Consider the following 22,811-nt stretch of genomic DNA (forward strand, 5'->3'; position numbering starts at 1 on the left):
ACAGGAACGAAAGGAACGAACCGATGGCTATCGAACTCAAGCCCTTCGACACCGCCGCCCATCTGGCGGGCGACGACGACGCGCAGATCGAGCTGCTCACCGACGCGCTGGAGAGCGGCGATCGCGCCTATATCGGCCATGCCTTCGGCGTGGTCGCCCGCGCGCGGGGCGGCATCGCCAAGCTCGCGGCCGACACCGGCATGCAGCGCATGGCGCTCCACAAGGCGCTCAGCACCGACGGCAACCCGACGCTCGGCACGCTGCTCAAGGTGCTCGCCGCCTTCGGCTTCACCGCCAGCGTGTCCAAGCGCCAGCCGGAAGCCGCCTGAGTCTATTCAACCGCCCTCGCCACTCCGGCTGCGACGGCTACGGTCGCGGGGTGAGGCTCGGTGGTGGGCGCGTTGCGCTCGCACACCGATCTGCTCTGTCCAGAAGGGAATATGATGAAACGCGATATGGACCTAATTCGTGACCTCTTGTTGCTAATCGAAGGCGGCAAGAAGGTGTTCGAACTCCTCGATGCCGAGAATGCTGCGGCACTCGGTGTCGACCCAACAACGGACATGACCGCCGAGGAAGTCGCCAAATACGAGTATCATCTGGAGTTGCTTCAGGAGGCAGGGTTCGTCGAACTCACGCAACGGTCGGGCGGCAACTGGTACGTGAAGCGGATGACCTATGCCGGTCACGACTTCTTGGACAGCGTCCGTGATCCGGAGATCTGGCGGAACACCAAGAAGAACGCGGCGCTGGCGGGAGGTTTCAGCGTCGACCTGCTGAAAGCCTTAGCCAAGGGATTGCTGAAAAAGAAGATTGAACAGCATACCGGCGTCGAGATGGAATTCTGAGTTTTGGGGGCGGAGGCCCCCTCCGTCGTCATCGTCCGAGACTGGCGGATATGCGCCAGTTTCGCGTCGCTTTCTTCCGACGATACCCGCGCGATACCCTTACTCCCAGCGCGCCACCCGCGCCGCTGCGCCCACCCGTACCTGGTGCTGTGACAGGTCGACCCCTGCTACGCGCACCCGGGCCAGCGTGCGGCCGTAGCGATCGCGGCCGCGGCGCTCGATCGTTGCCGGCCCCCGCGCGAGGGCCGCCGCCAGCGCCGCGCGCGAGGCCACCGGATCGCCCTCGACGCACTGGCGGCCGCGCCGGCAGTGCCCAGGCAACTCGGGCGCATCGATGCCGAGCAGGCGAATGCGCTCCCGCCCACAGCGTAGCGTGTCGCCATCGATCGCGACGAGCGTACAGGCGAGGGCGACGAAGGCGATCACGTCGCGGCCTTGAAAACCGACGTATCCACGCCGGCCTTAGCTGCCGCCTCGACAAAGGTGCCGGCACAAGCCAAGCCACCACCGCCAGCGCGCTTCATGGCCTCCGTGACCTCGGCCACTGCGGACGGCCGCATGTTGCCGTCCGCGACCGCGGCAGTCTTCTCATAGGCGATCTGGCGTGCGATCAGCGCGGAACCGCAGGTGTCGATCCCCTTCTCGAACGCATCCTCGATGTCGCCGGTACTGCTGGGTGGCGGCTTGAGATCGTCGACACGCCGATAGCCGTTCCTGCATGCCGTCGCGCCCTTGGTAGCGGCATCGTAGAGCGCATAGGTGTTCCCGGCCTTCGCCGCATCACCGATGACCGTACCCCATTCCTCACACGCCTCGCTGGCAGCGACGATTTCGCCCCACAAAGCCTTCGTCTCGTTCGTCAGCGCCGCCTTGGCGGTCGCGGTCGCCCGCGCCTTGTCCGCCGTCGACTTTCTCTCCGCCGCCTCCTCCTCGGCCTTCCGCGCCGCGATCTGCTCTGGTGTCGGCTTCGGGACGATCACCAGCAGAAGCACGAACAGTCCGATCAGGGCGGCGGCGATCCACCTTTTGCGAACCTGCCGCCGCTTTGGCGGTCGGACAGGTCGGGGTGGGTCGATCCGGTTCGTTTCGTCAGTCCAGAAATCGTTCACATCGCCCCCCGGTGTGTGCCTACGCCGCTGTCGGTTCCCCACGATACGCAGGCTTCGGCGAATTGATCGTCGGCGTATTCATCCCGGTTACCAGCGTCCGGGCAATCTGCATGAGCGAGTTCCGACTCGCGGCATCCAAGGCGTCGAACAGCTCAAGCCATTCGGTCTGCTCGGGCGTCAGTTCGGGATGATCGGCATAGTCGGCATCAGGGTCGTCTGTCATGCCGGTCAGATACTCCGGCGATGTCCGAACGGCACGAGCGAGGCCGAATATATGCCGGGTCTGCGCGTGCTTCCCGCGCACTAGACGGTTGATGCTCGGTGGCTGCAGTCCGATCGACCGCGCTACCTGAGCCTGGGTAAGCCCCAGCTCATCAATTCTCGCAGCGAGGCGCTCCGGAATGATCGCGATCATCCACGCTTAGCTATACGTTTGCGTATTGCGGACCAGACGGCGTTTGCGTACATCCCTGCTGTACGCAAACGTATAGGCTGATTCATGTCGATGGGGCGAAGGAGGTACGAGTCTGGTGCGGCCGCATTCGCCGCGGCCGTCGACATGGTCGGCAGCCAGGCCGCGATGGCTCGGCTGCTGGGTGTGAGCCAGCCAACGATCCACCGTTGGGTGAAGGGTAAACTTGCTGCGCCTGCGGATTATGTGCCCACGCTATGCGAGGCCACCGACATCTCGAAGTACGAGTTTCGGCCTGATCTGTTCGACGATCTCGCCAAACAGGGCGTAGATCCTGCCACCGGCGGTCGCGCATGACGTCCCCCTTTCCCCCTTTCGGCCAGCGTATCGGCCGGAACCCGCGCCTGCCTCGGTCTGGAAGCCACCGGGCGCGGTGCCTTTGCGCCTCCCTAAGCGCCGTCGGTGCCGGTCGTCTGTGGCGATCGGCACCGGCTTTCGGTGCAGTGGCATGACGAAGGCGCGAGCGCCCTTGTCGATTGAGCAGGCGGTCACCGACCTGATCGTGACGATCGGCATGGACGCGGCCGTCGCCGCGACCGCCCGCGCGAAGAGCTACCTGAGCGACGTCTCCGACCCCGACAAACGCCTGCTGCTGACCTGCCGCGATGCCGTCGCGCTGGATGCCGCGCACGACCGGCTCATCGGTGGCCGCCCCATCCACGACATGATGGCGCTGATGCTCGATGGCCAGGGCGACAGTCCGTCGTGTGAGACGCAGCTGTTCGACGCGACGATCGAAGCCATCCGCGAATCGAGCGAGGCACACGCCGCGCTACTCGAGGCCAGCAAGCCGGGTGCATCGATCGCGAAGAAGCGCGCGGCGATGCGCGAGCTGACGCAGGCATTCAGCGCCAAGCGGCGCATCGCCCCGATCCTCCGCCGCATGCTGAAGCAGCCGTCGCAGCCCCCATGATCTGACGATCCCTGCTCTTCCCGACTGCCGCCCCCTACCCGGTTCGCGACCACCCCGGTTCGCGGAGCGGTTTTCTGCTGCCCGAGGACTTCGCCCCGTGATCCTGACGCCCGGTGCCTATCTGAAGCTCCGCCGCACCGCCGCCGGCCTCGCCGTTGAGGACGTGGCGCAGGCGATCGCGACCGTCCCCGGCATCCCCGAGGGCGAGCGCGTCGCATGGCTGCGGCTGATCGAGGCCGACGAGGTGCCGATGCTCTGGTCGACGATCGTCGCCCTGCACCGCGTCTTCGCCTTCGACTTGGCGATCCTCGAGCACTTCTCGCTTCCCGCGCAGGGCTATGCCGTCGCCCCGCCGACCCTGTGCGTCGTCTGTGCGGAGGGGCACCCGGCGTGCCTCGCGCTCGGCGCTGCGATGGCACCGGGTCCGATCACGCTGTGCCTCGAATGTGCGTCGGCAGCGAAGGCCGATGGCGCATGAGCCGCCCGCTGTCCCCCCGCACCGTCCGCCGCCTCGCACGCGCCGTCGCGGCGTGCGTGGGCGGGGCCATCGGCGGCGTCCTTTTCGGCCATCCCGAACTGGCGGCAATCACCGTCGGCATCGCGGTGGCGATCGTCCTGTCTGCCTTCCTCCACCTCCACCGCGCACCGAAGGGAAAACGCTGATGAACCACCATCACCGTCCGACCACAATTCATCCCGCATGGTGCGAATGCACCGAATGCGCTCCGCCCGTCCCTAGCGTGGCCGAGCCGACGCTGCTCGCGACGATCGCCGAAATGATTGCCTGCGTGGCCTTCGGCATCCTGAACGCCTGGATTGTCGCGCAGCTGATCGACGGGCCCGGCATTCACGTCATGATCGGGCTGCCGGCATGAGCGCGGGCAATCTCGCGCGCGCCCTTGGTGCCACCAGTCTCGCCCTACGGTCGTACCAGTACGGCAATGCCGCGCCGGATCTCGCCGCGTCGATCGCCGACGCAGCCGACCACGCGCTGACTGCCGCTGGCTACGGCGACATCCACGCCTTGATCGAACGCGGCGATCTCGCAGCCCCACGCCAGCATGGCCTGTCCGTCGAGATCGAGGACGGTCGACTCGTCATCGCGATCGGCATCGATGCGCTGATGACCGCGATCGATGGTGGGCCGCATGCGCCCGAGGATCTGGATTATCGCATCCTCACCCGCGACGGCTTTGCCGCCGACATCGTACAGGCACTCGAAGCAGAGGACGACGAAGGCACCACGCTTGTGCACGTCATGTTCGACAGCGCAACCGAAAGGGCGCTCGACGAAGGGTCGCTTAGCGTTGAGTTCGACGAGCCTGAACGGGTCGCGGACTGATGCGCACGGTCATCATCTGCGATCGTGCCGATCGGGCAGCGCGTATCCGCGCAGTGCCGCTCGAGCAGATCGCGGTACTGGCGAAAGCCGTCGCCGAAAGTGCGCCGGTGATGAAAATCTTCGCGGCGCCGGAATGGGATTGCCTGAACGACGACGGCCAAGTGTGGGTGGCCGCGGTCGTACGCGAGACGATCGCCTGCGCGGTGGAGCAGGTGTTGTGAGCCCGCCGCCCGATATTCCGATCGCCGAGCGGCGGCTGTTCGTCGCCATGGTGACGGTGCTGATCGCGTCGATCGCGATCATATGGCTGCTCATCGCATGAGCGCGCAGGAGCAGCGCGCCCGGCTCGTGCGGGAGGCTCTCGTCGTGCTAGCGACCGAGACAGAGGATCTGCACGAAGCGGCAGCGCTGACCTACCTCGCGACCAAGTCGCCGTCCGCAACCCTCGCCCGGCTCGCGAGGATGCTGGCATGAGCGGCCTCGGTCCCGACGACGCGCCTGCGCACGATCCCGCCTATGTCGCGGCGGTCATGCGCGCCGTGCGGCTTGCCGCGAAGTGCTTCGAAATCGCGCGGTCGACCAAGTTCCCGGGAGAGCGCGAGGCCGCAATATCGCGCGGCATTGCGATCGCTGAGAAAGCCGGGCTCAACCTGGACCTATTCAACATCCCCGGCCGCTCGGAAGCCGACCAGCTGCGCCATGCCGTCGAGGAGGCAGCGGATACGCTCGGCCGCTGGATCGATCGGCTGCGCGCGGGCGACCACGAGACGGTGTACGACGCGAAGCGCCGCGCCTTCGACCAAGCCGCGACGGAGGCAGCAGAGCGTGATCGGCGGGCGGGACGGCGCGCTGGTCCGGCGCTCGACCCCGACGAACTCCGGAGGGCAGAGCTGCGCGATCGGTGGCCGTCGGTCGGTGCCGCGCTCAACGCGCTTCGTGCCCGTCGCCACCGGGCAGAGGATGGGCACGACCCGCTCCGGCCGGGCGTCCCCGTCTGGTATGTGTCCGGGTGGGGCGACACGTCCTTCGACGAATGGCAGCTGCGCGAACACGCCGATCGGCTGTGCAGCTGATGCGCCCGACCTACCTATCGCGCGATGTTCGCGCTGGCTGCTTCGTCTGCCATGGCACCGACGCGCACTGGATCGGCCCGAATGCACAGGGCGTCGCCGCGCGCCATTACGACGCGACGAAGCACGCGACCTGGTGCGATGTCTATATGGGCATCCGCTATGGCGAGCAGGCCGCCGACCCCCGCCAAACCGACATCGAGGACGCGATCGCGTCCAGCTCGGGGGGCGAGCCGGAAGCCGCCCCCCTCACCGATCCCGCACCGGCCAAACCACTAGCCAGCCGGACCAACCTCACGGCCGATCCTATCGGGACGCCCCGCTCCATGCAGCGAGGCGGGCGCGGCCGCAAGCCGGAGATCCACGCACCATGACCGCATCGACCACCGTCGCGCGCTCGCCGCACCCGCGCCTGTCCGTCCCGCCGCCCGCCGTGCCGAAGGCAAGGGTCGTCCCGTCCGCGCCGCAGCTCTTCCCTCTCGGTCGACTGGTACGCGCAGCCGAGAACGTCCGCCGCATCCAGCCAGACGAGGACGTGCAGCAGCTCGCCGACGACATCCTCGAGCATGGCCTGCTGTCGTCGCTGATCGGGTACCTCGGCGGACCAGGCGCGGACGCGACGGTGCATATCGTCGGCGGCGGGCGGCGGCTGAACGCCCTCGACGCCCTCAATTTCGACGGCCATCTCACCCGCGACTTCCCGGTGCCGGTGCTGATCCGCGACAAGGCGCTCGCGGTCGAGCTGTCGCTTGCGGAGAATCTCCAGCAGCGGTCGATGTCGCCCGTCGACGAATTCTTCGCGTTCCGCGCGCTGGTCGACACCGGCCACCACTCCCCCGCCGATCTGGCCAAGCGGTTCGGCTTCAGCGAGCGCGTGGTGAAACAGCGGCTGCGCCTCGCCGAACTAGAGCCGGAGATCCTCGATGCGCTCGCCGAGCGCCGGATCACACTCGATTCGGCGATGGCCTATGCCGGCACGCAGGATCGCGCCTTGCAGAAATCCGTGTTCGACGCGGAAGCCAAGCGGTCGCGCGATGCCCATGCGGCAAGCAACGTCCGCCACGCCCTTGCGAGCAAGGGCATGCGCACCAGCCATCCGCTCTACCGCTTCGTCGGCGCCGAAGCCTATGAGCGCCGCGGCGGCCGGTACGAGGACGATCTCTTCCGCGACGACGCCGGCGGCGATACGCGGGTGCTGGGCGACCCGGTCCTCGTCCAGACGATCGCGGCCGAGCACATCGATTTCCAGATGCAGTGGCGACTGGTCGAGCTGCGCGATCGTCCCGACCTGTCGCCTACGATCGAGGGCTTCGTGGTGGTGCCCGGGCTGAAGCTGCACAGCTGGGGGCATAGCGGCCCGATCGCCGCGCCCGCCGGTACCGTCCAGGTCACGCGCGAGGATCACGCGCCGATGTGGCGGACGATCCGCAACAACGGCATCGCGGCGCATATCCTCGTCGGGATCAATGACGCGGGCGAGCTGATCGCATGGCCGCAGACCGTCTTTGTCGAGAAGGGTCAGGTCCGCGCGATCGACCGGCCGCCCGCCCGCTCGCGCGACCATGCCACGATCACGCCCGAACAACAGGCGGAGTTGGAACGGGTGCGCGGCGAGCTGCGGCACGCGCGCCAGCTCGCCCTGCACGCGCTCGGCGGCACGCCGCTGTTCGCCGGCACGCCGCTGGCGGGTCGAGGCTGGTGGGCGGACCGCTCCGCCTATACCGCCATCCTCGACGGCATGCCCGGCGTGCGTGTCTGCGTCGATATCTTCATCAGCGACGAGGAAGTCGCGGCGCACCGCAAGGCCGGCGATGCCCGGTACCGCAAGGAAGTCGCCGCCCGCGAAGCGCGCGCGGCCGAGATCCGGTCGCGGAAGGCCGACGCCGATCGCCGCCTCGCCGAGCTGCGCGCGATGACGCCCCCGGCGATCGTCGCGGTCGACGGCGTGGCGTGGGAGCGGCTCGACGACGGCAGCTATCGCGGCACCACCGGCGATAGCCCGGACGTCGCCGACTGGAGCGAGCTGCTCGACTGCGTCGGCGCGGCCGAGATCGACGCGACATGGCCGACGCGGGAGGCATGGGCCGAAGCGCAGAAGGGAGCGGCGCTATGAAGGACCGTGTCGGATTCGTGGCCGATATGTCCCGCCACCTCGGCGACGAGATCGATAGGATCATCCAGCGCCAGGCAGGTCTTATCCGAGTGGTGGGCGGCACCAGCGCTGACATGAGCGCGATCGTGATGATGCTTGCGACGCGCCTCGCCGCGCAGGGGATAGGCACGGGCTTGCTCCAGGCAATGCCCGATAAGCGCGACGTGCTGTTCGAGCAGCTGCTGGGCCATCTGCTCGAAGATTTGAGAGCGAAGCGTTCCCGCATCATGGAGTCAGTAATCGCTACGCAAGAAGCGGCGCGGTCATGACCCGATTCGCAGCAACGACCGACGTCAGCGCCAGCGCGTCGCGCGTGGAGATCGAGCGTACCCTCGTCCGCTACGGTGCCGATCAATTCCTCTACGGGTGGGGCGAGGAAGCCGCGACCGTCGGCTTCCGCATGCGGGACCGGCAGATCCGTTTCATCATCGCGATGCCGCGCCGCGACGATCGCCGTTTCACCCACCACAGCCGCGGCGCGCGCACGCCCGAGGCGGCGCAAAAGGAATGGGACCAGGCGGTGCGTCAGCGATGGCGTGCGCTCGCCTTGGTCGTGAAGGCAAAGCTGGAAGCCGTAGAGAGCGGCATCGGCACCTTCGACGACGAATTCCTCGCCTACATCATGCTGCCCAACGGCCAGTCGGCCGGCGAATGGATGCGGCCGCAGGTCCAGGAAGCCTACCGCATCGGCACCATGCCCGAGATGCTGCCGATGCTCCCCGCACCGGAGAAGCGACCATGACTATCAACATCGTCCGCCTCGATCGACGCCTCGCCGCCGCGTCGGACAAAGGCACTGGCGTCATGCTCACAGCGGCCGATCTCGATCTGCTCGGCGCGATCGGCTTTTTCGACCTAACAGCGGCTGCATCCGCCAAATATCGCAAGGATCAATCGCAATGTCGGGACGCACGCCGCCGCTCTATCGACGGGGGAAATACTGGCTTGGCTGGGACGAACGCGCCGACGGCACCCGCCGCAGTCCCTTCCTCACCATCTTCTGGTACGACCCCACCGCCGGACGTGTCCGCAGCGCATCAACGCGCACGGCGGAAGAGGACGCAGCGATCCTAGCCCTCGATCGCCGTTACCTTGCCGATGCGTCCGAAGCGCCGTCGTTCTGCCATACCTGCGGTCAGCCGATCGCGAAGGCGGAAGGCTATCTGCTCACCGATGCGATCGCCGACTATCGCCTCGAATGGGGCGACGCGCGCGCGTCGGCCGAGGCGATCGAAATGCGCCTGAACCACATGGTGGCGTTTCTCGAGTCGCAGGACGCCGCGAGCGGAAAATTCGGGCTATCGACGACGTGCGCTGTTGCCTGCACGTCCGCCTTCATCGGCGCATTCCGCGAATGGTCTGCCAAGCAGCCTGTCGTATGGCGGAACGGCGAGGGCGCGATCACCAAGTCGCGGCCCCGTTCGCCAGCGTCGACCGAGGCGGTCGTGGGGCAGACCGCCGCCGCGCTGAATCATGCGGCGAACGCCGATCCGCCCCGGTCCGACAAGCGGCCGACCTATCGCCCACTGCCGGCGCAGCAAGTGCAGCGGAAGCGCCGCAGCCGGATCGGCGTGCCCGAGCTGGCGAAAATGATGGCCTACGCCGCCGCCGAGGAGCATCGCGCGTCGCTGCATGCCTTTCTGGTCGGCTCGATCTGCACGATCGCGCGACCGGGGGCGGTGGTCGACATCTGCGTCGCTCCCGATCGTCACCAGTGGGCACCGGGCGCCGACACGCTCGACCTCAATCCGCAAGGCCGCGTCCAGAACAAAAAGGTCCGGCCGCTGCTGCCGGTCCTGCCGCTGCTCGCCGAATGGCTGCAGGCCGAATGGGTCCGCTACGATGCGCTGCCGAAGGAAGAGCGCGTCGGCCGCGGCTACCTCGTGAACTACTTCGGCCGACCGATTCGCAATGTCGCGCGCGCCTGGGACACGATGCTCGCCGAGCTGGGGTTGCCCACGGGCCGCGAATGGCAATCGTACATCCTGCGACACAGCCTTGCGACGATCGTGCGCAAGCGCGGCGCGAAGGCGTGGGATCTACAGGGCTATATGGGCCACCTGCTGCCCAGCCAGACCGAAATCTACGCCGAGGGCGACTTCGCCTCGGTGCAGGTCGCTCTTCAGAGCGTGATCGATGAAATCCAGCTGCTGGCCCCGGGCTCTTTGCACCGGACTGTCACCGGAGCACCCGCTAAGCCGCAGCGAAAGGGGAGCACGAGAATGTCAGGATAACCGCCAGAAACGAATGGTGGAGCCGAGGGGGATCGAACCCCTGACCTCTGCAATGCCATTGCAGCGCTCTCCCAGCTGAGCTACGGCCCCATGTTTCCGACACGAACCACGCTGGAATGCGGTTCGGTGCGCCCCCTTGTCAGGGGAGGAGCGCCCTCTATGCCGGGGCGCTCCGCTTGGCAAGCGGGTTTTCACCCGCCTGCCCGAAAAAAACTCAGCGCTCGGCCTCGTTGTCTTCATCGGAGGTATCGACGCCCAGATCGTCGTCGCCGCCCAGATCGACGTCGTCGTCGGCCGACGGCTCGTCGTCGCCCTCGATGTCCAGATCGTCGCCGAGATCGGCGTCCTTGGCGCCTTCCTTCTCGGAACCGGTCTTGACCTGCTCGAACGGCAGCGGCTGCTTCGACTTCAGGATCGGTTCGGGCGTCCAGTGCACGCCGCAGTTGATGCAGGTGACGGGTTCGTCGTTGCCGAGATCATAGAAGCGCGTCGCGCATTTCGGGCAGGTACGCTTCGTACCCCATTCCGGCTTCACCATGTGTAGCCCCAAACCTTTCGGTGCAGTGGAAAATCGGGGCGGACAGCCCCGTACAGGGGCCGCGCCTTGCCATAGCGGGCACGCGCTGTCAAAGCCGCGCCCCATGCACGCCCATCCGCCCCAGCCACTTTCCGTCGCCGCCAGCGGTCCGCTGACCGGTACCGCGCCCGTTCCGGGCGACAAGTCGATCAGCCACCGCTCGCTGATGCTCTCCGCGCTGGCGGTCGGCACCAGCCGCGTGACCGGGTTGCTGGAGGGCGAGGACGTGCTCGCCACCGCCGCGGCGATGCGGGCGATGGGCGCGTCGATCGTGCGTGGGCACGACGGGGTCTGGACGATCGACGGCGTGGGCGTCGGGGGGCTGCTGCAACCCTCGGGCGCGCTCGACATGGGCAATTCGGGCACCTCGACCCGGCTGCTGATGGGGCTGGTCGCGTCCCATGCGATCACCGCCACCTTCACCGGCGACGTCTCGCTCAGCAAGCGGCCGATGGGTCGCGTCATCGACCCGCTGTCGATGATGGGCGCGGAGATCACCGCCGGCCCCGGCGGGCGGCTGCCGCTGATGCTGCGCGGGATCGTACCCGCCGTGCCGATCGAATACACGCTGCCGGTCGCGTCGGCGCAGGTGAAGTCGGCGATCCTGCTGGCGGGCCTCAACACGCCGGGCATCACCCGCGTGATCGAACCGGTGCCGACCCGCGACCATAGCGAGCGGATGCTGACCGGCTTCGGCGCGAAACTGACCGTCGAGCAGACCGCAGCGGGCCGCGTCATCGAACTGCACGGCGAAGCGGAGCTGAAGCCGCAGACGATCGTGGTGCCGGGCGATCCCTCTTCCGCCGCCTTTCCGGTGGTCGCCGCGCTGCTGGTGCCCGGCAGCGCCGTGACGATCACCAACGTCGGCCTCAACCCCACCCGGGCCGCGCTGTTCGACGTGCTGCGTGCGATGGGCGGCGACATCGCCTTCGCCAACCCCCGCGAAGTCGGGGGCGAGCCGGTCGCCGATCTGGTCGTGCGCGCCTCGACGCTCACGGGAATCGAGGTCGATCCGGCGGTCGCCCCGGCGATGATCGACGAATTCCCGATCCTGTTCGTCGCCGCCGCGCTGGCCAGGGGCCGCACGGTGACGCGCGGGCTGGAGGAACTGCGCGTCAAGGAAAGCGACCGCATCACGACCATGGCCGAGGGGCTGCGCGCGATCGGCGCGACCGTCGAGGAAACCGCGGACGGCCTGATCATCGACGGCACCGGCGGCGACCCGCTGCCCGGCGGCGGCACCATCGCCGCGAAGCTCGACCACCGTATCGCGATGAGCTTCGTCGTGGCGGGACTCGTGTCGCGCGAACCGGTGACGATCGACGACATGGCCCCGGTCGCGACCAGCTTCCCCACCTTCACCACGCTGCTGCGTGGCCTCGGGGCGACGCTGTGATCATCGCGGTCGACGGCCCCGCCGCATCGGGCAAGGGCACCATCGCGCGGGCGCTGGCGCGGCACTACGGCCTGCCGCACCTCGACACCGGCCTCCTCTACCGCGCGGTCGCCGCGACGGTGCTGCGCGAGGGGATGGACCCGACGCGCGAGGCGGACGGGGTGGCGGCATGCGACTTTCCCGACGCGCTGCTGGACGATCCATGGCTGCGCACCGACGATGCGGGCAAGGCGGCGTCGATCGTGTCGGCGCACCCGCTGGTGCGCGCCGCGCTGCTCCACCGCCAGCGCCGCTTCGCGCAGCAGCCGGGCGGCGCGGTGCTCGACGGGCGTGACATCGGCACGGTCATCGCCCCCGATGCCGATGCCAAGCTGTTCGTGAAGGCGACCCCCTCGATCCGCGCCAAGCGCCGCCATGCCGAGCTGCTCAAGACCGACCCGACCGTCCTCTACGACCGGGTGCTGGCCGACATCCGCACGCGCGACGAACGCGATTCGGGCCGCAGCGCCGCGCCGCTGGTGATGGCCGCCGACGCCGCGCCGCTCGACACCAGCTTCCTGTCAATCGACGCCGCGATCGACCGCGCGATCGCCATCGTCGAGGGGCAACGGCGGGGGTAGGCGCAGGTTTCCTACACACGATTCGCCCGCTACCCTTCCCATCCGGGCACGGTGCGACGTGCCCTGCAGGCAGCGCCGCACGACAGTGCCGTTAGTGTAAAGTTTGTAAACTTTGCCCCGGCGGACGCGGCTGTTCCGCCCGCTGCGCCCCGCCTATAGCGTCTGGCGCCCTCTTTTTTCGGACCCTGCCCCATGATCCCCGGTTTCGACCTCGCCGCCTTCGTCGCCGCCACCCTTGCCGAGGACATGGGGGACGCGGGCGACATCACCGCCGCCGCCGTCATCCCGGCGGACGCGGTGTTCACCGGGGTGATGGACAGCCGCGACGCGATCACCGTCGCCGGGCTGGAGATCGCCGCCGCCTTCTTCCGCCGCCTCGACCCCGATGTGGCGATCGAGGCGCTGGTGGCGGACGGCGATGCGGTCCCGGCGGGCACCGCGCTCCTGCGGCTGCGCGGCAATGCCCGCGCGCTGCTGACCGCCGAGCGCTCGGCGCTGAACACGGTCCAGCACCTCTCCGGCATCGCCACGCTGACCGCGCACTATGTCGCGGCGATCGCAGGCACCGGCGCGACCCTGCTCGACACGCGCAAGACCATTCCGGGCCTGCGCCTGCTCGAGAAATACGCCACGCGGATGGGCGGCGCGACCAACCACCGCATGGGGCTGTGGGATGCGGCGATGATCAAGGACAATCACGTCGCCGTCGCCGGTTCGGTCGAGGCCGCCGCCACCCGCGCCCGCGATGCCGGGATCGACCGCATCATCGTCGAGGTCGATTCGCCCGACCAGATCGAACCGGCGCTGCGCGGCGGGGCGACCCACCTGCTGCTCGACAACATGGACCCCGCGACGCTGGCCCGGGCGGTGGCGATCGTCGCGGGCCGCGTGCCGACCGAGGCATCGGGCGGGGTCCGGCTCGACACGATCCGCGCCATCGCCGACAGCGGCGTGGATTACGTCAGCGTCGGGCGGCTGACCCAATCCGCCCCGGCCGCCGATATCGGGCTCGATTTCGCGCTCGATGCGGCATAAGCGTGGGCGACCGACTGCCAAGGGGAACAGCAGCATGCGTCCGCCGTCGATCGTCCGCTTCGATCGTTTCTACCTGCTCGCGATTGCCGTCGGCCTGATCGGCACGATCCTCGACTGGCCCAATCTGATCGCGATGATCGACAATGATCCGTCGTTCGCGCCGGTCCGCGCGATCGGCGGCACGCTCGCCGCCGCCTTCACCGGGATCGGCATCCTGATCTCGCTGACGCTGTGGTATTTCGTCGCCCGGCGCGGCAGCGTGGTGGCCAAGTGGATCGTGACGGTCTTTACCGCACTGTCGCTCGGCAGCCTGCTGCTCGGCATCTCGTCCGGCGCGGTGTCCGGCGACGTGGCCGGGGTGCTGCGGATGGTGGGCGTCGTCCTGCAACTGATCGCGACGATCGCCCTGTTCCGCCGTGACGCCCGGCCATGGTTCACCCACGACGCGCCGGGGGATTTCGCATGAAGCGCTTCGCCCTCGCCCTCGCCGTCCTGCTCGCGCCCGCGCTCGCCCATGCCCAGACGCTCCAGTGCAGCGCCCCGGCGCAGGTGGAGACGCCCCGCCCCGACCTGCCCAGCCCGCAGCAGCCGCGCCGCGTGCTGCCGATCGGCAGCTATACGCTGGCGATCACCTGGAGCCCCGAATATTGCCGCACCCGCCGCGACAGCGCGCGCGATGCGTTCCAGTGCGGCGGGGCCAACCGCTTCGGCTTCACCCTGCACGGGCTGTGGCCCGACGGCACGGGCAAGACGTGGCCGCAATATTGCGCCACCGCGCCGATCCTGTCGCCGCAGGTCATCCGCCGCAACCTGTGCGTCACCCCCTCGGCGCAACTGCTCCAGCATGAATATGCCAAGCACGGCACCTGCATGGGGGTGCCGCCCGCCGCCTATTTCGACGAATCGCGTGCGCTGTTCGAGCGGCTGCGCTTTCCCGACATGATGGCGCTGTCGCGGCGACCGGGCCTGACCGCCGGGCAGCTCGCCGCCGCGATCGCGCGCGTCAATCCGGGGATGACGCCCGACATGATGCGGATCACCACCAACCGGCGCGGCTGGCTGGACGAGGCGTGGCTGTGCCTCGACACGCGGCGGCGCTATGCCCGCTGCCCCGCGCATCAGGGCGGCGTGTCGCCGAACACCCCGATCAAAATCTGGCGCGGCGGGCGCAGCGCGGGGTGAAGCCTATCCCTCGACCGTCGCGCTCGCGGGGTGATGTCGGTCGAGGTGCCTGCGGATGATCGCGAGGTTGCGGCTGTTCGAGCGGAAGAAGAAGTCGGGCACCGCGCCGACCACCGGAATCGCGCCCAGCGCCCAGTCGAACCCGACATTGCCCGCCATCCGCGCCATCTGCCACCGCGACATGCCGAGGTTGCGCGCCTCCCACAGCATATAGCTACCGATTCCCGCGCCGATGAAGCTGCCGACGACGGGGATGAAGTTCAGCAGGAAGTCGAGCCCCACCGGCCGGTTGATGCCGGGGATGGTCATCGATCGTTCCATCAGCCGCTCGATCGCCACCACCCGGCGGCGCACGGCGGCGGGATCGCGGTCGAGATGCCCGGCGATCTGGTCGAAGAATTCGGGCGAGATACGGGTCGGCTTGGCCATGCCGCTTATGTGGTGGGGCTGCGCAGATGGTTCAACGGATGCACCGCGCGCGCGTTCGTCTGGAACGCATCGAGCCGCCGCGCCACCAGCGACCAGCGCCATGGCCGCGCCAGCGTGACGAAGGCGACATCCGCCGCCAGCGCCGCATCCGCCGCCGCCAGCCGCTGCGCGCGCGTGGTCAGGTCGGTCGCGTCGCGGGCGGCGGCGATCAGCGTCAGCGCCTCCATCGAACACGGGCGGCAGGCATTGGCGAGATACCAGCGCGCGCTGTCATAAGGGGCCACCGCGTCGATCAGCCGCAGGTCGGCGGGCGCATCCGCCGCCACCCGCCGTGCGGCGATGCCGATCCGCGCCAGCGCCGCCGCGCTCCGCCCCCATAGCCGCGTCGCCCCCGGCCCCTGCGGCAGCGCGATGCGCAGGCTGACCGGGCTGCCATGGGCCGCGACCTGCGCCCGCGCGGTCTGCCAGCGCTGCGCGGGCGTCAGGTTGCGCCATGGCGGCAGCGCCGGGTCCGCCGCCGAATCGAGCCGTTCGGGCAGTACGCTCGCCGCCGCCGCCCAGCCGGGATCGACCGCCGCCGGAATGTCCGCCGATTGCAACGCCATCGCCACCGCCGCCCGGCCGAGCGGCTGCGCCAGCAACCCCTCGCGCGCGGCAAAGGCGAAGCCGAACAGCCCGCGCGCCGGATCGATCCGGATCGCGGCGGGCGGCGGCGCGGCTGCCCGCACCACCGGCCAGTCGGCAAGGCCGCCGCCCAGCACCGCGTCCGCCCGCCCCTCGGCGAACCGCGCGACGGCGAGTGCGCCGCGCTGCCCGCGCAGACGGACCTCGTCGGCGGCGACCGGCGCGGGATCGTCGGGATCGGTCGGCACGCGCAGCCAGACGCCGGGCCGCGCCAGCCGCCGCATCGGCCCGCTGCCGTGTGGCCCGCGGATGATCGCCAGTTCGGGTTGCGCCAGCAGGGTCAGCAGTTCGGTGTTGGGCCGCTTCAGCCGCACCTCGATCACCTGCGGCGTCATCGCGACGATCTCGTCGATCGATCGCAGGAACGGGGTCAGCCGGTGCCCTGCATCGGGCCGCACCGCCCGGGTGAGCGCGCGCACCACCTGTGCTGCGGTGACGGGCGTGCCGTCGCTCCACGTCGCGTCGCCCAAGCGGAAGATATAGCCGCGCCCGCCGTCGATCATGTTCCACCGCGCGGCCAGCCCCGGCTCGACCTGCCCCGCGGCATCGAAGCGCACCAGCCCCTGCGCCAGCGCGCTGCGCAGGGCGGCCCGATCACCGTCGTCGCGCGGGCCTTCGCGAATGACGTCGACCTCGACCGGACGGTCGCTGCCGCCGCGATCGCAACCGGCGAGCGTCAGGACGATGAGCGGAATAAGGACGCGGCGCATGCGCGGGTCATGCCACGGATGCGGGGGACGGGGCCAGCGCAAGGTCGTGGGTTGTCGCCGCATCGGCGCTGCACGTCGCGCCGAGCGGAATGGTGAGGTGCTGACCCGTGAACCGCGCCGCGGTCAGCCCGTTCGCCTGCCCGAGGCGGTACCACAGGTTCGCATCGCCCCACAGCAACCGCGCCACGTCCGCCAGCGTCTCCCCGCCCCGCGCCGCATAGCTGCCGCCCGACGAACCCTGGTTGTAGGCGTTGATCACGTCCGGCGACTGGCCCGCCTGCCGGTAGTCGCTCGGGCCATAGTCGCCGTCGCGAAACGGACCGATCGAGCCGTTGCGTTGCAGCCGGTTCAGCGACTCGTCGTAGCTCACCGCGCTCGTACCGTCGTTGCCGACCTGCAACTGCTGCTCGCCGTCGAAACGGTAGGTCACCTCGTGCGGCATCGTGCTGCCCGACGTCACCGCCTCCTTGCGCTCCACTACCTGACCGGCGAGGTCGGTCCGGTACGTCACCGTCCGCGGGCGGCCGTCGCTGATCGTCACCGACTCCAGCACGCCCGTCGTGTCGTAGCCATGGCTCGTCGAGCGCCCGCCCAGATTAGTGACGCAAACTCAAAACTCTACAACGTTAACTGCGTATAGATCTCTTAAATTATAAGATTTATGCAGCAAGCTATCGAGCCATCCAATGTCACAAGACATTTTAGTAACATTGTTTCAAAAATACCTCAATTTCATTTAAATACCTTCTAGATAACTGTCTGCTTTTTTGGCTAGCCCATTTCGATTCTCTCACTTCTACAAGAAGGTCCTCAAGGAGAATTTTTTCACTTGACGGCAAAAATGGAATCCAATTCATTGCACGATCCGTCCACTGAGCCGACTTGGCCTTAATCGCTGAACCAACCAGTTTCCAATATGAGAACGGCGTTACAGGATTTCCATTTATGGACAAACGATCAATAGCCAACTTTGCATCCGGAAATTTTCGCTCCAACAACAACCAAGCCCGAAAAAAGTCGGTCATATCCTCAAGAGAAAACACCTCCTCTTCTGACTGTATTATCCAAAATCCGGCATCAGATATATTGATATATATTCTACTGCCAATCTCTATGCCGTTTAAACGATTTCTATCCACTACATGCCCTCATGATGGATATGATCGAAACCTCGTTTCTGCATCATTTGGCTAAACTGCTGTCGGACATTCGGCGTCCAATTCCGCCAGAAATGTCCACTCGCTTCGTTCGTGAGCATTGTTCCATTGGGGGTTCTGCTGAACATGCCGCCCACCACACGGCTTGTATCTGCATCGATCGATCCCGCTAGTGGTGAGTGAGTCCATTTTCCGTTCCCGACAATGAGCGTAGAGGTTTCTGGATCAAAAATGTACTCGACGTGACCGCGCTTGAGAAAGAAATTTTCGAGGCCTTTTGTTGAGACGGTTTCGGAATTAACCCCAAAGGTTCCGGGTATTGGGCCGCTCCCTTTCCAAGTCGGCACTGCCCTCTCAGCCGCAACAGGAACGTTGGACACGCCGATCCGGCCGATCAACGGTTGGGCGATCCGTCCAGCAACCCGAAACATGCCGTACCCCAGCACACCATAGCCGAAGTCCTCGGCCACGCTGCCCGCGCTGACCTGCCCTGTCTGGCCATAGCGCAACGCGCCTTCGGCACCGACCGCCGAAAGGCCGCTGGACACCAGGCCGCCGATCAATCCGGTTCCCGCAACCGCCGTACCGATCAGCAGACCGGCCGCACCCAGCGGTCCGGCGAGCGTGATTCCCGCCAGTTCCCTGTCGATCCGGGCGTCGATGCGCGCCTCGATCCCTTGATAATATTCGTACCAGCGATCGTAGTTCGCCATCGCCGATGCATGGGCATAGGGATTGTACCGCCCCGGAACGCGATCATATTCTTCCTGATACTGCGCCTTTGCCTGCGCGACGTTTCGGGAAGAGGCATATGCCTGCTCATAGGTCTCAACCGCAGGCCGAGGATCTCTCCGCCCGGTAACGACGAACTCGCCTTCAAACGTGGTCGTACCCGCGCTTGCATCGCCCGGTGTCGCGCTGCTCGCTGCCATGTTTTCGGCATGCGCTTCGGCGATCAGCGCATTGCGATAGCGCTCGCGATTGACGAACGCCTGAAAGCCGTCCTTGAAGAGCCTGATGTCGGGTGCGGTATATTCCAGGCTTCCGATACTCGCGGGAGCGGAACTATTCTGCTGCTGTCGGGAGGCGGCGGCTACATGTCGCACCACCGCCGCCCCCACGACCCGCCCGATGGTCGTCCCGATCACATCGGGTAGCACCGCCAGCACATTGTCGCCGAAGCTCGTCCCCGTCGCGATCGAGCGGGTCGCCGCCCCCGCGATCGCCGAGGCCGCACCCGCCTTGACCTGCCGCCACGTGCCGGTCTTGCCGTCGCTCACCACGTCGCCGACCCCGCCCGCGACGCCCGCCACCGCCAGCCCCACGAAGTCGAAGCGCTGCTGCAATCCCAGCGCCAGCGACGTGCCCTGCGTCAGCACATTGCCCAGCACCCCGCGACCGATCCACGCCAGCACCCCGCTCGACGAACCCAGCAGCCCCGCGCCGCCGACCCCGCCGCCGATCGCCGCCAGCGCCACCCCCTTCCAGCTGAACCGGTCCTGCAGCCCCGTCGCCACCGCAAGCCCCTGCCCCACGATCGAGCCCGCCGCACCCGCCAGCGCACCGCACTTGTTGCGTCGCCCGCGCGGGGCCGCACTCGTCGGGTTCAGCGCCTCGCTGGCACTCACCTCTCCGATCGCCAGCGCAGGGTCGTAGGGCGTGAAGCTCGTCGCCACCTGACGAACCCTGGTTATAGGCGTTGATCACGTCCGACGACTGGCCCGTCTGAACATGGTCGATCTGGTAATAGGTGCCGTCGCGCACGTCGACGATAGGACCAAGCCGCGGTACCAAAGCGATGCTATCGGCGTGAGGCTTGCCGCCCCGTCACAATTACGCCGAAAACGACGGCACTATTTGCGACATTTACTCTATGGAGATTCCGCCGTCGGTTTTCGACCGCACAAGCACGCGATACTCAAGCGTACTGTCAACTGCGGTGACAAGGTAGACACGCTCATCCTTTCCAAGCTCGCTAGAGGCTGTTATGAACCTGGTGCGAGCGTGGCAGCCTGTTTCATCATGAGGCAGGCGAAGGCGACGACGTGAAGTCCAGCGAGTGTTTCGGCGTAGCGCTCATAGTCTTTGACGAGGCGTCGGAAGCGGGTCGCCCATGCGAAGGATCGCTCGACGACCCAGCGTCGCGGCAGGAGGACGAAGCCGCGTTTGGCCTCGGGCAGTTTGATGACTTCCAGCGCGATGCCGTGAGTGGCTGCGGCCGTCGCGGCACGTTCGCCCGTATACCCCTGATCGACATAGGCGATCTCGACGGCATTGCTCGTGACGGCCTGCACCGTGCGTGCAAGGCGTTCCACTTCGCCGCGATCCTCGGCACTGGCCGGTGTTACATGCAAGGCGAGCAGATGCCCCAGCGTATCGACGGCCATATGGATCTTCGAGCCCCTCTTGCGCTTGGCCCCCGTCATACCCCGCGCGCTCGCCGCTTTCGGGCGTGGAGCGCAGCGTGCGACTGTCGATGATTGCCGCGGTCGGTTCAGCTTTGCGACCCGCCGCCAGTCGCCGCACTGCCCGCAGGTCGTCTACCAACGCCTCAAAGCACCCCGCCGCCAGCCAGCGTTGCGTCTGCTGGTACACCGCCGCCCACGGTGGCAGATCGTTCGGCATCCACCGCCACGGTGCACCCGTCTTGACGATGTAGCGCAGACCGTTGAACACCTCGCGCAGGTCGTGCTCCCGCTGCCCCGCGTCCTCGCGTTGCAACAGCAGATACGGCGCAACCAGCGACCACTCCTCATCGCTGACGTCAGACGGATACGGCTTGCGGCAAATGCTCATCCAATAACGGATGAATCAGACACGATCCCAAGTCCATAACAGACTCTAGGAGCATCTGGTAATGCCTCAAGAGAGATATGCTCTCCCTCAATTGTAAATATTTGAAAATATAAACCATGCATCCTATAGATTTTACTATCTCACCAACAGTCAACAACCGCAATTCATTAGGAGAGATTACTATTGCAAAGGTGCGTTCTTGCATCACAAATTTGAATATACCAAAGATCACTTTAGGATTTATACTATATTATTCACAAAAATGTACATCTAGGCGATCGACCAATACTTTAATACGTTCGCCCTCGAGATAAGTAATTTCCGAAAAATCATCGTCTTCTGCGAACTCGATCCCGCATGATATGAGTTTTCCCAAATATAACTTACCCATTATAGAATATCGGAAACCGGAGATCAAATCAATTTTATCCGACATATCTTTATCGACTTGCTCAAAAATTAGACCGTCGAACGTTCTAATATGAAACTCGACTGGATAAATCTCTCCTATACGAACTGGGTAAGGACAAACCGACGCGAAGCAGGCTACGACATTACCAAGAACATTGAGAACAACCATTTCCTCAAAATGGTTATCTAATCCAATTACAGTAGCGTTATATTTCATCGGACTGGCCTAATCACCTTATCATTAGCGTTGCCGTTCAGCATTTTCCAAAAGCTATTCCCACTCTCAACGTGGATCGTGGTGATAGCGCTATCGACGTTTGTTCCAACGAAACCGAATTTTGCTCTGCCGCTCCTCGCGTTGCCCATGAATTGCACGTAGCCTGTGCGGACTTCGCCCTTGTACGTGTATTGCACCTTTTGACCATACTGCATGATGTCCCGACCCACTTGGAGATAATCACCAGCGTTATCGACACCAAACTCGGCTCCATGTTTTTCAAAATGTGAGGCCAATCGTGCGTCGTCAACGAAGTTCGGAGCCCCTCTTGCAGCAAACACCCGAGCCCCGAAGCGCTGAGGCATCAGCGCGCCAGTCCCCAGTCCCCCCGATAGCCGATGACAGCGTATGGGACGTAAGTCCGCGGATGCTGCCGTCCATGAACATCTGTTCGAGTGGACTGAGCGCCCCGCGCACGACCGACATCGGATCGTCGATCGCGCGCCCGATCCCCTGTGTTATCCCAGCGATCCGCGCTGTCGCCCGGTCGCCGCCACTAGCGATGTCGCTGACGGCAACGGTCGCACCAACGACCCCCGCGCCGACATCGTAGATGCCGCCCCCGATGTCGGATGCGACCAGCCGAGCGCCATGCATCAAGGAATTCACCGCCTGCCAGCGTTGCAAGGCAAGATAATCTTCCTCCGACCCGTAATTCACCCATACCGCATCGCTATTGGGTCTGCCGGCATAGAGACCGAACATCTTGTGACCCTGCGGGTCCAGCACCGGCCTTCCGTTACTGTCCGTCAGAACATAGGGTTCCTGATGGCGTACATATTGGGTAGCTGCGGTGACGGCCTGGCCTGCGTGTGGCCCACCCTGGAATACTGGCACCTCCTCGACGGTGATGGTGCCGCGTCCAGCAGGCTTTTTCGCGGAAGCGACGCTCGAGGCCGCTGCGGTGACAGTCGCGCTTGACGCCGCGGCGCCGCCAGTCACCAAGTCATCCGTGAGCAGCGCAGCAACATCGATGTCCAGTCGCGGATCGGCCACCGTAGCTCCCGCCTGCGATGGCGTCTTTGCAGCCGCGCGCGTTGCAACCATATTGCCCACGACCCGCCCGATGGTCGACCCGATCACATCGGGTAGCACCGCCAGCACATTGTCGCCGAAGCTCGTCCCCGTCGCGATCGAGCGCGTCGCAGCCGCTGCGATCGCCGAGGCCGCGCCCGCCTTGATCTGCCGCCATGTGCCGGTCTTGCCGTCGCTCACCACGTCGCCGACCCCGCCCGCGACGCCCGCCACCGCCAGCCCCACGAAGTCGAAGCGCCGCTGCAACCCCAGCGCCAGCGACGTGCCCTGCGTCAGCACATTGCCCAGCACCCCGCGACCGATCCCCGCCAGCACCCCGCTCGACGAACCCAGCAGCCCCGCGCCGCCGACCCCGCCGCCGA

31 protein-coding genes, 1 tRNA gene and 1 pseudogene are annotated in these 22,811 nt (G+C 66.4%); 21 read left to right on the top strand and 12 right to left on the bottom strand.

Going from position 1 to position 22,811, the window contains the following annotated elements; translation table 11 throughout:
* The first annotated feature begins 23 nt into the window (after positions 1-23).
* A complete protein-coding gene (locus ABLE43_RS08650) occupies positions 24-329 on the top strand; it encodes an addiction module antidote protein (RefSeq protein WP_348978090.1) in 306 nt (101 codons plus the stop codon).
* A gap of 63 nt (positions 330-392) precedes the next feature.
* Positions 393-848, top strand: a complete 456-nt coding sequence (locus ABLE43_RS08655) for a DUF2513 domain-containing protein (RefSeq protein ID WP_348978091.1) — start codon at positions 393-395, stop codon at positions 846-848.
* A 99-nt stretch (positions 849-947) separates the two neighbouring features.
* On the opposite strand, the gene ABLE43_RS08660 is transcribed toward ABLE43_RS08655, so the two are convergent.
* From ABLE43_RS08660 to ABLE43_RS08670, 3 genes are read right to left on the bottom strand one after another with little or no spacing between them, the layout of a single operon-like run.
* Positions 948-1,274: a thermonuclease family protein gene (locus ABLE43_RS08660; RefSeq protein ID WP_348978092.1), complete on the bottom strand. Its 327-nt coding sequence runs from the start codon at positions 1,272-1,274 to the stop codon at positions 948-950.
* Complete coding sequence (locus ABLE43_RS08665) at positions 1,271-1,957, bottom strand: hypothetical protein (protein ID WP_348978093.1); 687 nt, start codon at positions 1,955-1,957, stop codon at positions 1,271-1,273. Before ABLE43_RS08665 ends, ABLE43_RS08660 begins: the two co-directional genes overlap by 4 nt.
* Positions 1,958-1,976: 19 nt before the next feature.
* On the bottom strand, positions 1,977-2,372 hold the full coding sequence (locus ABLE43_RS08670) for a helix-turn-helix domain-containing protein (RefSeq protein WP_348978094.1): 396 nt from the start codon (positions 2,370-2,372) through the stop codon (positions 1,977-1,979).
* Between the two features lie 84 nt (positions 2,373-2,456).
* Between ABLE43_RS08670 and ABLE43_RS08675 the strand changes: the two genes are divergently transcribed.
* From ABLE43_RS08675 to ABLE43_RS08740, 14 genes are all read left to right on the top strand, one after another.
* Positions 2,457-2,726, top strand: coding sequence for a transcriptional regulator (locus ABLE43_RS08675; RefSeq protein ID WP_348978095.1), 270 nt, complete (start codon positions 2,457-2,459; stop codon positions 2,724-2,726).
* 118 nt (positions 2,727-2,844) lie between these two features.
* Positions 2,845-3,342 (top strand): hypothetical protein, encoded by a 498-nt coding sequence (locus ABLE43_RS08680; protein WP_348978096.1) that lies wholly within the window; start codon positions 2,845-2,847, stop codon positions 3,340-3,342.
* Positions 3,343-3,439: 97 nt separating this feature from the next.
* Positions 3,440-3,820 (top strand): XRE family transcriptional regulator, encoded by a 381-nt coding sequence (locus ABLE43_RS08685; protein ID WP_348978097.1) that lies wholly within the window; start codon positions 3,440-3,442, stop codon positions 3,818-3,820.
* Positions 3,817-4,005 carry a hypothetical protein gene (locus tag ABLE43_RS08690; RefSeq protein ID WP_348978098.1) on the top strand — a complete coding sequence of 63 codons (189 nt, stop codon included), beginning with the start codon at positions 3,817-3,819 and terminating at the stop codon, positions 4,003-4,005. The genes ABLE43_RS08685 and ABLE43_RS08690 overlap by 4 nt, the downstream gene beginning before the upstream one ends.
* Positions 4,005-4,217 carry a hypothetical protein gene (locus tag ABLE43_RS08695; RefSeq protein WP_348978099.1) on the top strand — a complete coding sequence of 71 codons (213 nt, stop codon included), beginning with the start codon at positions 4,005-4,007 and terminating at the stop codon, positions 4,215-4,217. Before ABLE43_RS08690 ends, ABLE43_RS08695 begins: the two co-directional genes overlap by 1 nt.
* Complete coding sequence (locus tag ABLE43_RS08700; protein ID WP_348978100.1) at positions 4,214-4,684, top strand: hypothetical protein; 471 nt, start codon at positions 4,214-4,216, stop codon at positions 4,682-4,684. Before ABLE43_RS08695 ends, ABLE43_RS08700 begins: the two co-directional genes overlap by 4 nt.
* Positions 4,684-4,905 (top strand): hypothetical protein, encoded by a 222-nt coding sequence (locus ABLE43_RS08705; RefSeq protein ID WP_348978101.1) that lies wholly within the window; start codon positions 4,684-4,686, stop codon positions 4,903-4,905. Before ABLE43_RS08700 ends, ABLE43_RS08705 begins: the two co-directional genes overlap by 1 nt.
* Before the next feature lie 97 nt (positions 4,906-5,002).
* On the top strand, positions 5,003-5,158 hold the full coding sequence (locus ABLE43_RS08710) for a hypothetical protein (protein WP_348978102.1): 156 nt from the start codon (positions 5,003-5,005) through the stop codon (positions 5,156-5,158).
* Positions 5,155-5,757: a hypothetical protein gene (locus ABLE43_RS08715; protein WP_348978103.1), complete on the top strand. Its 603-nt coding sequence runs from the start codon at positions 5,155-5,157 to the stop codon at positions 5,755-5,757. Before ABLE43_RS08710 ends, ABLE43_RS08715 begins: the two co-directional genes overlap by 4 nt.
* Positions 5,757-6,128 carry a hypothetical protein gene (locus tag ABLE43_RS08720; RefSeq protein ID WP_348978104.1) on the top strand — a complete coding sequence of 124 codons (372 nt, stop codon included), beginning with the start codon at positions 5,757-5,759 and terminating at the stop codon, positions 6,126-6,128. Before ABLE43_RS08715 ends, ABLE43_RS08720 begins: the two co-directional genes overlap by 1 nt.
* Positions 6,125-7,867, top strand: a complete 1,743-nt coding sequence (locus tag ABLE43_RS08725; protein WP_348978105.1) for a ParB/RepB/Spo0J family partition protein — start codon at positions 6,125-6,127, stop codon at positions 7,865-7,867. The genes ABLE43_RS08720 and ABLE43_RS08725 overlap by 4 nt, the downstream gene beginning before the upstream one ends.
* Positions 7,864-8,175: a hypothetical protein gene (locus tag ABLE43_RS08730; RefSeq protein ID WP_348978106.1), complete on the top strand. Its 312-nt coding sequence runs from the start codon at positions 7,864-7,866 to the stop codon at positions 8,173-8,175. The genes ABLE43_RS08725 and ABLE43_RS08730 overlap by 4 nt, the downstream gene beginning before the upstream one ends.
* Positions 8,172-8,648, top strand: coding sequence for a hypothetical protein (locus ABLE43_RS08735; protein ID WP_348978107.1), 477 nt, complete (start codon positions 8,172-8,174; stop codon positions 8,646-8,648). Before ABLE43_RS08730 ends, ABLE43_RS08735 begins: the two co-directional genes overlap by 4 nt.
* A gap of 157 nt (positions 8,649-8,805) precedes the next feature.
* A complete protein-coding gene (locus ABLE43_RS08740; protein WP_348978108.1) occupies positions 8,806-10,140 on the top strand; it encodes a site-specific integrase in 1,335 nt (444 codons plus the stop codon).
* Positions 10,141-10,154: 14 nt separating this feature from the next.
* Here the strand turns inward: ABLE43_RS08740 and ABLE43_RS08745 are convergent.
* Both ABLE43_RS08745 and ABLE43_RS08750 read right to left on the bottom strand, forming a co-directional pair.
* Positions 10,155-10,230, bottom strand: a tRNA-Ala gene (locus ABLE43_RS08745).
* Between the two features lie 124 nt (positions 10,231-10,354).
* A complete protein-coding gene (locus ABLE43_RS08750; protein WP_348978109.1) occupies positions 10,355-10,678 on the bottom strand; it encodes an FYDLN acid domain-containing protein in 324 nt (107 codons plus the stop codon).
* 103 nt (positions 10,679-10,781) lie between these two features.
* Between ABLE43_RS08750 and aroA the strand changes: the two genes are divergently transcribed.
* The 5 genes from aroA (at position 10,782) to ABLE43_RS08775 (ending at position 14,950) form a co-directional block, all read left to right on the top strand.
* Positions 10,782-12,113 (top strand): 3-phosphoshikimate 1-carboxyvinyltransferase, encoded by a 1,332-nt coding sequence (aroA, locus tag ABLE43_RS08755; protein ID WP_348978110.1) that lies wholly within the window; start codon positions 10,782-10,784, stop codon positions 12,111-12,113.
* Positions 12,110-12,733, top strand: a complete 624-nt coding sequence (locus ABLE43_RS08760; RefSeq protein ID WP_348978111.1) for a (d)CMP kinase — start codon at positions 12,110-12,112, stop codon at positions 12,731-12,733. The genes aroA and ABLE43_RS08760 overlap by 4 nt, the downstream gene beginning before the upstream one ends.
* A 192-nt stretch (positions 12,734-12,925) precedes the next feature.
* Complete coding sequence (nadC, locus tag ABLE43_RS08765; RefSeq protein WP_348978112.1) at positions 12,926-13,768, top strand: carboxylating nicotinate-nucleotide diphosphorylase; 843 nt, start codon at positions 12,926-12,928, stop codon at positions 13,766-13,768.
* Between the two features lie 34 nt (positions 13,769-13,802).
* On the top strand, positions 13,803-14,234 hold the full coding sequence (locus ABLE43_RS08770; RefSeq protein WP_348978113.1) for a hypothetical protein: 432 nt from the start codon (positions 13,803-13,805) through the stop codon (positions 14,232-14,234).
* Positions 14,231-14,950 (top strand): ribonuclease T2 family protein, encoded by a 720-nt coding sequence (locus tag ABLE43_RS08775; protein ID WP_348978114.1) that lies wholly within the window; start codon positions 14,231-14,233, stop codon positions 14,948-14,950. The genes ABLE43_RS08770 and ABLE43_RS08775 overlap by 4 nt, the downstream gene beginning before the upstream one ends.
* A gap of 3 nt (positions 14,951-14,953) precedes the next feature.
* Here ABLE43_RS08775 and ABLE43_RS08780 read toward each other — a convergent pair whose 3' ends face one another.
* The 7 genes and pseudogenes from ABLE43_RS08780 to ABLE43_RS08810 form a co-directional block, all read right to left on the bottom strand.
* On the bottom strand, positions 14,954-15,379 hold the full coding sequence (locus ABLE43_RS08780) for a DUF4112 domain-containing protein (RefSeq protein ID WP_348978115.1): 426 nt from the start codon (positions 15,377-15,379) through the stop codon (positions 14,954-14,956).
* A gap of 5 nt (positions 15,380-15,384) precedes the next feature.
* A complete protein-coding gene (locus ABLE43_RS08785; RefSeq protein ID WP_348978116.1) occupies positions 15,385-16,773 on the bottom strand; it encodes an ABC transporter substrate-binding protein in 1,389 nt (462 codons plus the stop codon).
* A gap of 7 nt (positions 16,774-16,780) precedes the next feature.
* On the bottom strand, positions 16,781-17,314 hold the full coding sequence (locus tag ABLE43_RS08790) for a hypothetical protein (RefSeq protein ID WP_348978117.1): 534 nt from the start codon (positions 17,312-17,314) through the stop codon (positions 16,781-16,783).
* Positions 17,315-17,474: 160 nt separating this feature from the next.
* The gene (locus ABLE43_RS08795) at positions 17,475-17,912 is read right to left on the bottom strand and encodes a hypothetical protein (RefSeq protein ID WP_348978118.1); all 438 of its coding nucleotides are present in this window, start codon (positions 17,910-17,912) and stop codon (positions 17,475-17,477) included.
* Entirely contained in the window at positions 17,912-19,606 is a 1,695-nt protein-coding gene (locus ABLE43_RS08800) for a polymorphic toxin type 43 domain-containing protein (protein WP_348978119.1), read from the bottom strand. The genes ABLE43_RS08795 and ABLE43_RS08800 overlap by 1 nt, the downstream gene beginning before the upstream one ends.
* A gap of 309 nt (positions 19,607-19,915) precedes the next feature.
* Positions 19,916-20,726, bottom strand: a pseudogene (locus ABLE43_RS08805) (IS5 family transposase).
* A 934-nt stretch (positions 20,727-21,660) separates the two neighbouring features.
* A partial coding sequence (locus ABLE43_RS08810) for a hypothetical protein (protein WP_348978120.1) occupies positions 21,661-22,811 on the bottom strand: 1,151 nt, incomplete at its 5' end.

It is taken from the genome of Sphingomonas silueang (genome assembly GCF_040049155.1).
In the GTDB taxonomy this organism is placed as follows: Bacteria; Pseudomonadota; Alphaproteobacteria; order Sphingomonadales; family Sphingomonadaceae; genus Sphingomonas; species Sphingomonas silueang.